This window comes from Novosphingobium sp. FSW06-99, from assembly GCF_001519065.1.
GTDB lineage: Bacteria > Pseudomonadota > Alphaproteobacteria > Sphingomonadales > Sphingomonadaceae > Novosphingobium.
The window spans coordinates 1-13,939 of record NZ_KQ954260.1; the positions used below are offsets into that span (position 1 = coordinate 1).

Consider the following 13,939-nt stretch of genomic DNA (forward strand, 5'->3'; position numbering starts at 1 on the left):
AGATCGTCCAGTCAAAGTGCGCATCGAACCCCTTGATCACCTCCAGCAGGGCGTCGGCGGCCTTGCTGCGATAGCGCTCCTTCTGGCGCAGGCCAAAGTACCACCGCTCGGGCAGATTGAACGGCAGGGCAAACAGCGCGCGTGCCTCGATGGCGGGGGCCACCACCAGTTGCGACAGCACCGCATAGCCGATGCCCGCGCGCGCCGCCGCCAGCACCGCTTCGTTCGAAGGCAGGGTCAGCACGACGTTGAGGTCTGCCGGTGACAGGCCGCGATCGACCACCGCGCTTTCAAACGTCGATCGCGTGCCCGATCCCCGCTCGCGCATGATCCACGGCGCATCTTTCAGCCAGTCATTGGTCACCGTATCGACTTGCGCGCGACCGACCAGCAACATGCGGTCGGTGCCGATTTTCCAGTGCGCCAGCGCGGGCTCGTCGATCGCGCCTTCGATAAAGCCCAGCTCCGCCTCGCCGGTCAGCACCGATTGCGCGGCGTTTTCAGTGTTGGCGATGGCGACCGACAATTCGATCTCCGGATAGCGCTGGTGAAACGCGGCCAGGCGTTCGGGCAGCCAGTATCCGGCGATCGTCTGGCTGGCGACGAGGCGCAGATTGCCGCGCTTCAGCCCGGCATATTCCGACAGCGCGAGTTCCGCGCTGGCCGCGCGGGCCAACACCGCGCGCGCCTCGACCAGGAACATGCGCCCGGCATCGGTCAGTTCGATGCCGCGTCCGACCCGGTGGAACAGCTTGGTATCGTGTCGCGCCTCCAGCGCGGCGATCGCGCTGCTTGCCGCCGATTGGGTCACGTTGAGCATCTCGGCGGCGCGCGTGACATGTTCACGTTCGGCCACCGCGACGAAAATCCGCAATTGTTCGAGCGTCATCAATTCCTCGCCAGCATGGTGCGCCGACGCACCCTGCACAGCAAGCGCCGGATTGATCAATGCCTGATCGGGCCCGGTGACGATCTGCCCGCGGCGCCCGGCTCGATTTCCCGCCGCCGCGCTTGCCAGGCCGCCGTTGCGGCGGCATGGAACGGGCATGCGAATTGCCTTGTTCGAACCGGAAATTGCCGGAAATGTCGGCGCCATTCTGCGCCTTGGTGCGTGCCTGGGGGCGGCTGTCGATCTGATCGAGCCGATGGGCTTTGCCTGGGACGATCGCCGTGTGCGCCGCACGGCGATGGACTATATCGATCATGTGAGCGTCACGCGGCATGCCGGGTTTGACGCGTTTGCGGCCACCGTCGGCACTGGTCGCCTGGTGCTGTTCACCACCAAGAGCCGCCAGTCGGCCTATGAATTCACCTTCAGACCGGACGATATCTTGTTGTTTGGCAAGGAAAGCGCGGGCGTGCCCGGTGCCGTTGCCGAAGCGTGCCCGGCGCGCGTGCGCCTGCCGATGCGGCCGCAAGTGCGCTCGATGAACCTGGCAACGTCTGCCGCGCTGGCGCTGGGCGAGGCCTTGCGCCAGACCGGTGGCCTGCCGGAATGACGGGTTACGGGATCAGCACGGCCTTGATGCATTCGCCCCGGTGCTGCGCGGCGATTGCGTGATTGATCCGGGCGAGTGGGAAAGTGCTGATCAGCCGGTTGAACGGAAAACGTCCGGCGCGGTGCAGCGCGATCAATTCGGGGATGAACCCGTCGAGATCGCTGTCTCCCTCGATGATGCCGATGATGCGCTGGCCATACGTGATCGCAGCGGCCAGATTGAGCGACAGCGCGTCGTCGGGCCGGGGCGGCACGCCGACCAGCCCCAGCATGCCCCGGCTGGCCAGACTGGCAAGCGCGGCCTGGGCCACGGCGACCTGGCCGCTGGTTTCCAGCGCGAAGTCGACCCCTTCGGGAACCAGCGCGCGCAAGGCTGCGGCAACATCGCCGGTGGCCGGATCGATCACCTCGGTGGCGCCAAGGTCGCGCGCGATGGCGCGGCGCGCGGCCACCGGTTCAATCAGGATGATCCGCGCACAGCCCCGGTGATGGGCCGCCATCACCCCGGCCAGCCCGACCGGGCCGCCGCCGAACACCGCGATCGTGCTGCCGGGCGGGCAATCCATCGCCCGCAACACTGCGCCAGCCCCGGTCTGCAACCCGCAGCCCAGCGGCCCGAGGATGGCCAGATCGAGCCCTGTCGCATCGACTTTCACCACATTGCGCTGATCGGCGAGCGCGTGGCTGGCAAACGAGGACTGGCCAAAGAACGCCCCTGCCACCGGCACGCCGTCGCGTGATAGCGGGCTGGTGCCGCAGGGCCGCACCCCGGCATAGTTGCGCGCTACGAATTCGCGGCAATAGGACGGCAAGTGATCGGCACAGCGCGGGCATGTGCCGCAACTGGCAAAGCCCAGCACGACGGTATCGCCGGGCACGACTTTGGTGACGCCCGGGCCCATCGCCACGACCACCCCGGCACCTTCGTGGCCCAGCACGGCGGGTAGCGGAAACGGCACGAACTGGTCGCGAAACACGATGTCGGTGTGGCACAATCCGACGCCCGCGATCGCCACCAGCACTTCATCGGCGCCGGGCGCGGCCAGATCGAGTGTTTCGAGGGCAAAATCGGCGTGCGGGGCACGGGCGACGGCGGCGGTGATCTGCACGGTGGTGGTGTCCTTTACGATCAGGTTCGCGCGCGCTTGCGGAATTCGCTCGGCGCCTCGCCCGTGAACTGGCGAAAGGCGCGGGTGAAATGGCTCTGGCTGGCAAAGCCCAGGCCTTCGGCGACCATCGCGATCGACTGGTCGGTCTGGTGCAAGAGCTGCTGCGCCTTGTCGAGCCGGGTCTTCATCACATATTGATGCGGGGTCAGCCCGGTTGCCTTGCGGAACACGCGGCAGAAATGCGACGGGGTCAGCCCTGCAATGTCGGCCATTTCCTCCAGCGAATGCTGCGCTTCGGGGTGCCGCAGGATGCCGTTCATGACATGGTGGATGCGGTACGAGGAAAACGCCGATGTCGGCACTTCGCTGGCCGACATCGAATTGGCGCCGCGCAGGATATGCGCCTTCAGCGCATTGACCAGCGCGCCGACATAGACTTCGCGTTCATCGCTTTGCGGGGCATAGAGTTCCGACAGCACCTGCCGGGTCAGCGCCGCGCCCAGCGGATCGGAAAAGGCAAACCGCATCGTGCGGAACTGGTCGGCGGCGGGCGCCTTGTGCAACTGGTCCGACGCCACGCTCAGCGTCACCACATCCAGCTCTCCATCGATCAGCCAGCCGGTCTGCTGTCCGGCAGGCACGATCGTGGCGCATCCGTGCATCGAGGCATGTTCGCTCCACCCGCCGTTCAGCCAGGTGCGGTTGTGCTGCTGTCCCGCGATATGCACGGTATAGAGCGGTTCGGGCAGCGCGGGCACCACATACGATCCGACAAACTGGCGCCAGCGGCACAATTGCCAGCCATCGATCTGCGACCCCAGTTGCATGTCGGGCCCGCGCCCCAGCGCATCGGAAATGATCGCCTCGCAAGTCCCGGCGGGGTTGAAACGCGGGTGTGCAGCCATGAACGTTTCTCCCAAACGCGCGAGCGGTCACGCCGGCTCGAGGATCATCTCCAGGGTCTTGAGCCCGTTGATGAAATTCGACCGGAACCGACGCGGCGGGGACAGCAGGTCAAACCGCTTCACCCGCCCGGCCAGCAACCGGAATGCCACCCGCAATTGCATTTCGGCCAGACGCGACCCCACGCAGACGTGTTGCCCGTGGCCAAAGCCCAGATGCTGAATGTTTCCGCGCGTGATGTCAAAAGCATCGGGGCGATCGAACACGGTTTCGTCGCGATTGCCCGAGGCATACCACAGCACCACTTTGTCGCCGCGCTTGATCGCCTTGCCGCCCAGCACGGTGTCGGCGGTGGCGGTGCGGCGCATGTGGATGACCGGGCTGGCATGGCGCACCATTTCGCGCACCGCCGTTGTCAGGATCGCAGGGTCGGCGCGCACCATGTCCCATTGCGCCGGGTTGGCGGCAAAGTTGACCATCGTGTGGCTGAGCGAATTGCGCGTGGTCTCGTTCGCGCCGACCAGCGTCAGGATCATGTTGCCCAGAAAATCGCGAAACTGTGTCGGCTCGCCATTCACGTCGGCGCTTGCCAGCAGGGTCACCACATCGTTGCCCGGTCCATGTCTGCGCGCTGCGAACAGGCGCTGCATCAGCGCGAAAAAGCTGGCCAGAATGGCGCCCATGGCTTCCGGGCTCTGGCGGAATTCGGGATCGTCTTCACCGACGAAGGCGTTGGTCCAGTGATAGAGATCGCGCCAGTCGACATCGGGCGGCAGATCGAGCAATTCGCACAAAGTCATCAGCGGCAACGGCGCCGACAGCGCCTGCACCATGTCGACCGGCCGCCCCGGCTCGATCGCGTCGAGCAAGGCCGCGGTGCGGGCGACGATGCGATCCTCGATCCCCGCCAGCCGCCCCGGCGCGACGGCGGGCATCATCAGCTTGCGGTACTGCGTGTGCAGGGGCGGATCGATCGAGATGAACGGAATGCCGATCGCGCTGTCACCCGCCCCGGTCAGCCCGACTTCATTCTCGTTGAAAATGCGGTGGCCGCCATGGGCATGCGCCGATGAATAGAGGCCGGGCTGGCGCGAAACCTCGACGATGTCGTCATGGCGCAGCACCGCCCAGAACCCGGGTCCGTCGCTTTCCGCGTTCCAATAGACGCGTTCGTCGCGCCGCAATTGCCCAAACAGCGCATGCGGCATGGCCTCGATATAGAGATCGGGGTTCTTGAGATCGGGCCGCGATGGGGCGATGTCGGCCATGGATCAGAAACCGGCGTGAACGCTGATGCCGAACGTGCGCGGGGTGGATGGCACGAGGAAGTTGTAGGGGAACCCCGCACCGCGCAGATCGAGCCCATAGGCCAGCACTTTGGTATTGAACGCGTTGCTGACCCAGGCGCGGACCGCATAGCCGGCATGTTTCCACACCAATTGCGCGTTGACCTTGGTATACCCGTTCTGTTGCAGTTCGCTGTTGGCCTGCAACGCGTTGGCGTTCACCAGATTGAACGGCGTGAAATAGACATGGCTGGTATAGGCCAGGTTGGGCGACAGGCTGATTTCATCGGCGCCTTGGCGCCAGACCGCCCAGTCCACACCCGCCTGGGCGGTCACGTGCGGGGCAAAGGGCAGATCCTGTCCGGCCAGATCGACGCCTTGCAGGGTCAGTTCCTTGTATTTGGCGTGCAGCAGGCCCAGCGATCCGTTGAACGCCAGCGTGGGCAGGGCATGCCAGGTCGCCTCAAGCTCGCCGCCATAGATTTCCGACTTTGGCGCGTTGACCAGGATCGCGACCGGCCCCGGCAGCGTGTTCTGCAACTGCTGGTTCTGGTAATCGTCATAAAACGCGGCGGTCGAGAACGTCAGCGCGTGATCGAACAGGTGTCCTTTCAGGCCCACTTCATAGGCGTTGACCCGTTCGGGCAGGACATAGTCGATGCCCGTCTGCGATGTATAGGCACCGCCATTGAACGCGCCCGAGCGATAGCCCCGGTTATAGCTGGCATAGGCCAGCAGACCCTCGTCGAGCTTGTAGTTCAACGAGGCGCGCCCGGTCAGCGCTGCATTGTTGCCCGCCGCCGCATAAGGCGCAGAACCGGGCGTGCAGGCCGCGCCGGGTGCCGAAGGTGTGCACACCGTTGTCGCCAGCGGGGTTTCGCCCGCGCCCAGCAGGAACCCGCCGAAATATTCATCGGCCGTGCCGTTCTGATAGAGCGCCTTGTCCCAGGTTTCGCGCAGCCCGAGCGTCAGGCTCAGCCGCGGGGTGATCTGGTAATCCCCCTGCAGAAACGTCGCGACCGAATAGCGGTTCTGCACATAGTGCTGATAGTACCCGACCGCACCCAGCGTGGCGACGCCGATGTTGAAATCGTTGTCGGTGGTGGTGCGGTCCCACCCATAGAACACGCCGCCGACCAGCTTCAGCTTTCCGGATTCGTAGTTGACGCGCATTTCCTCGGTGAACTGGCGGAATATCGAATGCCAGTGGATATAGAGATCGCCCTCGCCGGTAACCGGTGATCCAAAATCGGCCGGGGCATAGGCGCCGCTTTCGGGCGTACCATCGGACGGTGACTGCATGTTCAGCCGCCCCCCGTCGTAGGACGTGATCGAGGTTGCCGTGAGGCCCGGCGTGAACGCGTACGACACGGTCAGCGCAGTGCCCCAGGCGCTGGTCCGGTCATACCCCACATTGCCTTCGTTGACGGTGAAGAAATCCAGACCCTGTCGCGCGGATGCCGGGCCGAACACCGGCGTGCTGGTGGGGTTGTCGCGCCCGGCATAGGCGCGCAGCTTGATATCCAACCCGCTGCCGGTGGGGCGGAACCGCACCGAAAAACGGCCCTGCAATGTATCCTGGCTGCCCGGACGCATGGCGCCCGGCGCCACATTGGCGAACTGTCCGTCGCCCTTCACATAATTGATCGCCGCGCGCATGCCCAACTGGCCATCGTCGGTGGTGATTTCGCCCGCGCCTTGCGCGGTGAACGTGTTGAAATTGCCATAGCCCAGATCGACATAGCCGTTGTCGCCCTGCAATTTGGGGCCCCTGGTGATGAAATCGATCGCGCCGCCGGTGGTGTTGCGGCCAAACAGCGTGCCCTGCGGCCCGCGCAGCACTTCGACCCGGTCGAGATCGAACAGCCCCATGCCGTGGCTGGCCCGCGCCGCCAGATAGACATCGTCCATATAGACGCCGACCGGCGAGACCTGGTTCGAATTGTATTCGTTGGCGACCGATATCCCGCGCATCGAAAAGTTGGGCTGGGCAGTGCCGAAATTGGTGCTGACCTGCAGATTGGGCACGACTTCGGCCAGATCGACCGAATTGGTCACGCCTTTGGCCGCCAGCGCATTGCCGCTGACCGCCGAAATCGACAAGGGCACATTCAGCACCGATTCCGATCGCCGCAGCGCGGTGACCAGAATTTCGCCGGTGGGCGGTGCGCTGTCGGTGGCCGGTGCCGCCGGGGCATCGCCAGCGGCGGCCCAGGCCGGGCTGACTGCCCCGCACAAAAATCCCGCGATCACCATGCGCAAGGCGCTCGATGCTACCATGTCCCGTCTCTCCCATCCTGGCCATGCGTGCATCTGCGGCACGCTGGGCCTTTTCGATTTTTTCTGGAGACAGGATCTACGCCGCGCCGGGGACGCAGGCTTTAGCCACACTTGCTGCGGTTTTTGACATTTCTTGTGGTGCGCATGCCCGATCGGGCATGCGCACTGGTCATTCGTCGAATTCGGCGTTCATGACGATCGCGCAAAAGCCGGGAATTGGCAAATGGGCGTGGTCGCGGCCCACTTCGCCCATCAGATTGACCGCGCCGGTCATCGGCTTGCGCCGGATTACCGCCGCCATCGCGTCGAGCATGGCGCGCTTGAAGCCGAGCCGGGGATATTCGGCCAGGATCATCTCGACGCTTTCAGGCGTCACCAGCGCGCGCGGGATTGCGCCGATGTCGATCCCTGCGCCCAATTGCACCAGCGCGATTTCCGGTTGTTTGCGCTGGGGCACGCCGGGTGTACTGTGCAATGCGATGGCATCCCACACGACGGCGATCTTGGCATCGCTATAGCCCTGTCGCGACAGGAATTCGGCGGCGGCATCGGCACCGTCGATCTCGAACCGGTCCTGGCCGATGAACCGTTCCACCAGGCCCAGATCGTGCAGCACCGCGCCGACGAAATAGAGCTCTTCATCATAGACCAGCCCTTGCAGCGCCGCCGCTTCGCGCCCGAAGGCATGGCTGCGCATGACATGGTTGAACAGGAACGGATCGAGATGGTCGCGCGCAAGCTGCAACGCGGCCAGCGCAATGGGCGTATCGGGGTGGGGCATCGGGCGTTCCCTCTGGCTGGGCGGCTGGACCAAAATCGCATCGGTCCTAGCTTTACGCGCGGCTGCGGATAATCGTCTTTCTGGTATCGGCACTCGATAGTGGCACGCTTGCACGCCATCGGCGTAACCACGGCCGGCGCGGTCCGGGCGTATGGCCTGATACGCTCCACAACGGGGTGCGGGCACCAGTCGCAGCAGGTTACGGGCGATTCCGGTGCCCGGTGCGGCACGATCGTGCCACACCCGAAATCCGGGCCGGGGGGCGATGTTGGCAGTTTATGCGATGATCGTGGCAGGATCCATGGGATCGATCCCATAGCCATCGCACGGAAAATCGCCGATCATCCAAAGTGTCAGATGGAGACCGGCGATGCACCTCGAACCCAATCACACCTCCGCCGCATCTGATGCGGTCACCTACCGGTTGGCCGGCACCGTTGGTGCAGCCTGTCTGGCCCTGCTTCCGGTCGAACTGCGCGACACATTGCCGCTGTTGGTGCGATCGGGTCCGGCGTTCGGGTTGCGCCTGCTGACAGGTCGTTAGCGGCACCCGATCCACCCCCGACCAAAGCGCGTCGTTCTGCCTGCGGGCGGAGGCGATGGCGCTTGCCCTCATCCATGTTCCCACAGGAGACTTTCGATGACCACCGTTCGCACATTGCTTGCCGCTGCTTCGTTCCTTGCGCTGTCGGGCGCCGCGGTTGCCGCCCCCGCCGGTGCACCGGTGCGCGCCATCGTCCTGGTTCACGGCGCCTTTGCCGATGGATCGGGCTGGCAACCGGTTGCCGAGATCCTGCGCAAGGACGGCTATACCGTCAGCGTGGTACAGGAACCCGAAACCTCGCTGGCCGACGATGTCGCGGCAACCAACCGCATTCTCGATCATCAGACGGGCCCGGCGGTGCTGGTCGGGCACAGCTATGGCGGCGCGATCATCACCGAGGCGGGCAACAACGCCCATGTCGCCAGCCTGGTCTATGTCGCCGCCTTTGCGCCCGATGAAGGCGAACGCCTGGGGCCGCTGACCGGCAGCAATCCGCCCGCATCGAACAGCATCGTGCCGATCGGCGATGGCTATCTGGAGGTTGATCCGGCCCAGTTCCCGGCCGATTTTGCCGCTGATGTGCCCGCTGCCGAGGCGCAGTTCATGGCCATTTCGCAAGTGCCGATCAAGGCGGACATCTTTGGCACGCCAATCACCGCGGCGGCCTGGAAAACCAAGCCCAGCTATGCCGTGGTGGCGACGCAGGACCGCATGATCAACCCCGCGCTGGAACGCACGATGTACAAGCGGGCGGGTGCCAAAGTGACCGAAATCACCGGCAGCCATGCGGTGTTCGTGTCGCAGCCCCGGTTGGTCGCCGATGTGATCGAGCGCGCGGCGCGCGACGCCGGCTAGGCCTGGGATAGAACCCATGGCCCGTCTCCGCCCGAACCGGGCGGGACGGGCCATGGCCCCCCCTTTGGCGGCATAGTCGGATCGCCGGGTTGGCAATCCCGCGCTTCAGGCGCGCGGTTTCAGGCCGTTGACAAACTCTGCAATCGCTGCGGCCAGCGCTGCGGGCGCTTCGAGCGGCACCAGATGGCCGATGTCGGGCAGCACTGTCAGCCGGGCATGGGGAATGCGCGGCATCAGTTCTGCCTCGATGATGGCCGGGCTGTCGACACGGTCGCCAGCCCCGCACACCACCAGAGTGGGAACGGCGATCTGCCCGACCAGCCCCGAAATGTCTTCGCGGCTGGTCGCCGTCGGCCACGCCAGCTTGGCCTGCGGGGCACCGCGCAAGCTGTCTTCGATCACCAGTTCGCGGTCGGCGGGAGCCAGCGGCGTGGCGGTCAGCACCTGGTCGATGGTCTGCTCGACACTGTGTCGCGAGGCATAGGCAGTGGCCATCATGTCGCGCGCGACCGGGGGCAGCGCCAGCGGGGTGGGCGGTGCGGGGGCCACCAGCACCAGTCCGTCGAGCCCGGCGGGGCGGCCTGCCGCCATCAACTGCGCCACTTTGCCGCCCATCGAGTGCCCGACGATGACGAACCGGTCCAGACCAAGCTGCCCGATCACGGCGAGGGCATCGGCGGCCAGATCCGCCAGCGCATAGCCGGCCGGTGGCGCGTCCGACCGGCCCCACCCGCGATGGTCGATGGCGATCGTGCGGCAGGACGGCGCCAGCCGGGCCGTAACGTGATGCCAGGTGCGCGAAGAGCCGCCCCAGTAATGCAGGAACACGATCGCCGGTCCCTGATCACCCTGCCGTTCGACATGAAGGTCAATACCATTCGCCACAATCACCGCGTCTGTCTCCGTCATCGGCCGGCATGGCCGACGTTGACCGCGAAAATAGGTTCCATCCCCCTTGTTGATAATCGACGCGCCGCTATCACCGATCGATAGTGTGGTGATCGAAAGGATGGCCAATGGACCGCTTGACCAGCATGGCGGTGTTCGTGACCGCAGCCGACGAGGGCAGCCTGATCGCTGCGGCGCGGCGCCATGGTCTGTCGCCATCGATGGCTGGCAAGCATGTCGCGGCGATCGAGGCCGATCTGAATGTGCGGCTGATGCAGCGCAGCACGCGCCATCTGTCGCTGACCGAGGCGGGACGCGCCTATTACGCGCGCAGCAGGCGCATCCTCGACGAATATGAGGATGCCAGGCGCGAAGCCGCACAGGCCCAGGCCGTGGTGCACGGCACGTTGCGCATCGCTGCGCCTTATACGTTTGGCGCCATGCACCTGAGCGGGGTCATCGCCGATTTCATGGCGCTCTATCCGCAAATTGCCATCGAGGCGGTGCTGAGCGACCGCTATATCGACTTGCTGGCCGATGCGATCGATGTGGCGGTGCGAATTGGCCGGCTGCGCGATTCAGACCTGGTGGCGCGGCGTCTGGCGCCGTGCCGCATGGTGTTCTGCGCCGCGCCCGCGTTTCTCGACCGGCACGGCGCATTGCGCACGGTTGCCGATTTGCGCAGTGCCCCGCGCCTGGCCTTCAGCGATGCGATTTCCGCCGGGGACTGGACGATTGTCGATCCCGACGGCACCTCGCATATGATCGGTGGGCCCACGCGGATGGTCGCCAACACCATGGAATTGCTGTTGGCAGCCGCCTTGCGCGGTGGCGGGGTGGCCTATGGTCCCAGCTTCGTGTTTGGCGAAAGGATCGCCACGGGTGACCTCGTGCAAGTGTTGCCCGACCACCGCACGATCGATCTGGCAATTCACGCGGTCTATCCCTCGAACCGCCATATCTCGTTGAAATTGAGAACATTCATCGATTTTTTGGTCGATCGTTTGGGCAGCAGCCTGCCCTGGGATGCCGCAGTCGCGTGATCCCGTCCGGTCAGTCTGCGGCTTCGAGCGCCCGGCCACGGCGACGCAGGGCCTGGGGCGTCTGCCCGTAAATGCGCAGACAGACGCGGCGCATGCGCTCCATGTCACCAAAACCGACCTGGATCGCGATCTGGTCGAGCGGCTCGGTGCTCGCCTCGATCTGCGGCAGCGCCGCCTCGCAGCGCAGGCGTTCGACCGCGCGCGCCGGGGTCTCGCCGGTTTCGGCGGTGAATTGGCGCGCAAACTGGCGCGGGCTGATCATTGCGACATCCGCCAGTTGTTCGACCGACAGGCGTTCGCGCAAGTGTGATCGCGCATAGGCCAGCGCATCGCGGATGCGGCCGGGGCGGGGTTCGAGTTCGAGCATGGTCGAAAACTGCGACTGGCCGCCGCTCCGCCGGTGATAGACCACCAGATCGCGCGCGATCGCCTTGGACGTGGCAATGCCGCAATCTTCCTCGATCATCGCCAGCGCCAGATCGATGCCCGCAGTGATCCCCGCCGAAGTCCAGATATCGTCCTCGCGCACAAAGATCCGGTCGGCATCGACCCGCAGCAAAGGATGGCGCCGTTGCAGTTCGGGGGCATAGCGCCAATGCGTAGTCGCGCGGTGGCCGTCCAGCAAGCCCGCCGCCGCCAGCAGAAACGCGCCGGTGCACACGCTTGCCTTGCGCCGTGCGCGCGGGGCCAGTGCGCGGACCAGATCGACCGTTTCGCTCTGGCGGTCGAGCACTTCGGCCGAAGGCGCGCCGACCACCACCAATGTATCAAGATGCCCCGGCGAAGGCGGCGCGATCGTATCGATCGCCACGCCCGACGATCCACGCACCAGGCCGCCCGCCGCCGACACCACGCGCACTTCGTAGGCGGCATGGTGATAGTCGATCGCCAGGTTGAACGCGCACAGCGGCCCGCCCAGATCGAGCAGTTCGAAGCCTGGAAACACGATGAACCAGATTGTCCTTGCGAGGCCGGGTTGGGGCATGGCCAGTCTCCGTGATTATGGCAGAATTTGCCGTTTATATGTCATTTCTGCCAAGGGGTCTTTGGTCTAAACCTTGGTCATCGAATGAACGACCAATCAGGGTCGGTCAAACATGGAGCAAGACAATGACCAAGGTATCGCACGCAATTCTGGTTCATGGCGCATGGGCCGACGGTTCGAGCTGGGGCAAGGTGATCCCGCTGCTGGCTGCCCAGGGACTTTCGGTGACCGCCGTGCAACTGCCGTTGACAAGCTTTGAAGCCGACGTGGCTGCGGTTCGCCGCGCCATCGCACTGACTGATGGCCCGATCGTGCTGGTCGGCCACAGCTATGCCGGTGCGGTCATTGGCGAAGCCGGCAACGATCCCAAAGTGGCGCGCCTGGTCTATATCGACGCCTTTGCGCCCGATGCCGGGGAATCCGCCGGTACGCTGTTCGCACAGTTCGAGGCCGCACCGCTGGGCGCCGCCATCATCCCCGACGCCGAAGGCTTTCTCTCGCTGTCGCAGGCCGGCGTGTTCGACTTGTTTGCCCAGGATCTCGATCCCGCCGAAAAGGCCGTGGTCTATGCCACGCAGGGCCCGATCAACGGCGCCGCGCTGGGCGGCACGCTGACCCAGGCGGCATGGCGCACCCGGCCGACGTTCTATCTGATCGGCGATCAGGATCACGCGATCCCGCAGATCGAACAGGAACGCATGGCGGCCCGCATGAACGCCACCGTCGCGCATGTGAACACCAGCCACGTGCCCATGCTGTCGCAGCCCGAAGCCGTCGCGCGCTTCATCGTCGACGCAGCCGCCTGACCGGTTGCACCCCACTGGCGAGGCGGCGCGCACGTTGTGCCGCCGCCTCTGCACTCTTCAAGGGACGCGTGCCATGATCGTTGTTGCCGATGGCGTCAGGCTGCATGTCGAACAGCGCGGGGCAGGTGTGCCCGCCCTGGTGTTTCTGCACTATTGGGGCGGATCGTCGCGCACCTGGCGGCATGTTGTCGATCGGCTGGCGCCGGATTTTCGCACCGTTGCGATCGACCAGCGCGGCTGGGGACAGTCTGACGCCCCGCCGACCGGTTATGCGCTGGCCGATCTGGCCGATGACGCCATGGCGGTGATCGCGGCGCTCGATCTGGAATTGTATGTCCTCGTCGGCCATTCGATGGGCGGCAAAGTCGCGCAACTGATCGCATCGCGTTGCCCGCCCGGGCTGATCGGCGTCGCGCTGGTCGCACCGCCGCCGCCGGGGCCGCTGGGCCTGCCGCTTGACGCACGGCGCGCGATGGTGCGTGCCTATGATGATCGCGCCAGCGTGACTGCCGCTGTCGAACACGTGCTCGCCCCGCATGGCCTGACCGTGCAGGATCTGGAAACCGTGGTTGCCGACAGCCTGGCCGGTGCGCCGGCCGCGCGCCTCGCCTGGCCGCTGGAATCGAGCCAGGAAGACCTGACCGCCGCCGTGGCCGCCATTGCGGTGCCGGTGATGATCATTTCGGGTGCCGACGATCGCGTCGATCCGCCCGAAACGCTGCGCCGCGAATTGCTGACCCGCATTCCGCACGCCCAGTTCCATGTGCTGCCCGGTGTCGGGCATCTGTCACCCTATGAGGCGCCCGCTGCCGTTGCCGGTCTGCTGCGCGACTTTGTCCATGCGCAAACGGCAGGCGATGGGTTCGCCGTGCCCGCGCACCCCATCGGCGGCCTGTGCGCGCGTTGCGGCATTGCCCTGATGAACACGCCGGTCGTCCATCCCGCCAGCCGTCGTTGACCC

At 65.4% G+C, this 13,939-nt stretch carries 14 protein-coding genes; 6 read left to right on the plus strand and 8 right to left on the minus strand.

Translation table 11 applies throughout. The features are described from left to right. A partial coding sequence (locus AQZ49_RS16010) for a LysR family transcriptional regulator (RefSeq protein ID WP_082701856.1) occupies positions 1–889 on the minus strand: 889 nt, incomplete at its 3' end. A 157-nt stretch (positions 890–1,046) separates the two neighbouring features. Here AQZ49_RS16010 and AQZ49_RS16015 point away from each other — a divergent pair. Next, the gene (locus tag AQZ49_RS16015) at positions 1,047–1,499 is read left to right on the plus strand and encodes a tRNA (cytidine(34)-2'-O)-methyltransferase (RefSeq protein WP_067617816.1); all 453 of its coding nucleotides are present in this window, start codon (positions 1,047–1,049) and stop codon (positions 1,497–1,499) included. Positions 1,500–1,503: 4 nt separating this feature from the next. Here AQZ49_RS16015 and AQZ49_RS16020 read toward each other — a convergent pair whose 3' ends face one another. The 5 genes from AQZ49_RS16020 to AQZ49_RS16040 form a co-directional block, all read right to left on the minus strand. Then, entirely contained in the window at positions 1,504–2,607 is a 1,104-nt protein-coding gene (locus AQZ49_RS16020; protein ID WP_067617818.1) for an NAD(P)-dependent alcohol dehydrogenase, read from the minus strand. Between the two features lie 20 nt (positions 2,608–2,627). Then, positions 2,628–3,512 (minus strand): helix-turn-helix domain-containing protein, encoded by an 885-nt coding sequence (locus AQZ49_RS16025; protein WP_067617820.1) that lies wholly within the window; start codon positions 3,510–3,512, stop codon positions 2,628–2,630. Positions 3,513–3,539: 27 nt separating this feature from the next. Further along, the gene (locus AQZ49_RS16030; RefSeq protein WP_067617822.1) at positions 3,540–4,778 is read right to left on the minus strand and encodes a cytochrome P450; all 1,239 of its coding nucleotides are present in this window, start codon (positions 4,776–4,778) and stop codon (positions 3,540–3,542) included. A gap of 3 nt (positions 4,779–4,781) precedes the next feature. Continuing rightward, a complete protein-coding gene (locus AQZ49_RS16035) occupies positions 4,782–7,076 on the minus strand; it encodes a TonB-dependent receptor (protein ID WP_231739274.1) in 2,295 nt (764 codons plus the stop codon). Positions 7,077–7,245: 169 nt separating this feature from the next. Continuing rightward, positions 7,246–7,857, minus strand: a complete 612-nt coding sequence (locus AQZ49_RS16040; protein WP_067617828.1) for an HD domain-containing protein — start codon at positions 7,855–7,857, stop codon at positions 7,246–7,248. Between the two features lie 370 nt (positions 7,858–8,227). Between AQZ49_RS16040 and AQZ49_RS22390 the strand changes: the two genes are divergently transcribed. Beyond that, positions 8,228–8,401 carry a hypothetical protein gene (locus tag AQZ49_RS22390; protein WP_156428347.1) on the plus strand — a complete coding sequence of 58 codons (174 nt, stop codon included), beginning with the start codon at positions 8,228–8,230 and terminating at the stop codon, positions 8,399–8,401. A gap of 96 nt (positions 8,402–8,497) precedes the next feature. Next, positions 8,498–9,256, plus strand: a complete 759-nt coding sequence (locus AQZ49_RS16045) for an alpha/beta fold hydrolase (protein WP_067617831.1) — start codon at positions 8,498–8,500, stop codon at positions 9,254–9,256. Between the two features lie 105 nt (positions 9,257–9,361). On the opposite strand, the gene AQZ49_RS16050 is transcribed toward AQZ49_RS16045, so the two are convergent. Then, positions 9,362–10,165 carry an alpha/beta fold hydrolase gene (locus AQZ49_RS16050; RefSeq protein ID WP_067617834.1) on the minus strand — a complete coding sequence of 268 codons (804 nt, stop codon included), beginning with the start codon at positions 10,163–10,165 and terminating at the stop codon, positions 9,362–9,364. Between the two features lie 107 nt (positions 10,166–10,272). On the opposite strand from AQZ49_RS16050, the gene AQZ49_RS16055 reads away from it, so the two are divergent. Then, positions 10,273–11,187 carry a LysR family transcriptional regulator gene (locus AQZ49_RS16055; protein WP_067617837.1) on the plus strand — a complete coding sequence of 305 codons (915 nt, stop codon included), beginning with the start codon at positions 10,273–10,275 and terminating at the stop codon, positions 11,185–11,187. A 10-nt stretch (positions 11,188–11,197) separates the two neighbouring features. On the opposite strand, the gene AQZ49_RS16060 is transcribed toward AQZ49_RS16055, so the two are convergent. Next, entirely contained in the window at positions 11,198–12,172 is a 975-nt protein-coding gene (locus AQZ49_RS16060) for a GlxA family transcriptional regulator (RefSeq protein WP_067617840.1), read from the minus strand. Between the two features lie 125 nt (positions 12,173–12,297). On the opposite strand from AQZ49_RS16060, the gene AQZ49_RS16065 reads away from it, so the two are divergent. After that, positions 12,298–12,978 (plus strand): alpha/beta fold hydrolase, encoded by a 681-nt coding sequence (locus tag AQZ49_RS16065; RefSeq protein ID WP_067617843.1) that lies wholly within the window; start codon positions 12,298–12,300, stop codon positions 12,976–12,978. 73 nt (positions 12,979–13,051) lie between these two features. After that, the gene (locus tag AQZ49_RS16070) at positions 13,052–13,936 is read left to right on the plus strand and encodes an alpha/beta fold hydrolase (RefSeq protein ID WP_082701836.1); all 885 of its coding nucleotides are present in this window, start codon (positions 13,052–13,054) and stop codon (positions 13,934–13,936) included. Positions 13,937–13,939 lie beyond the last annotated feature (3 nt).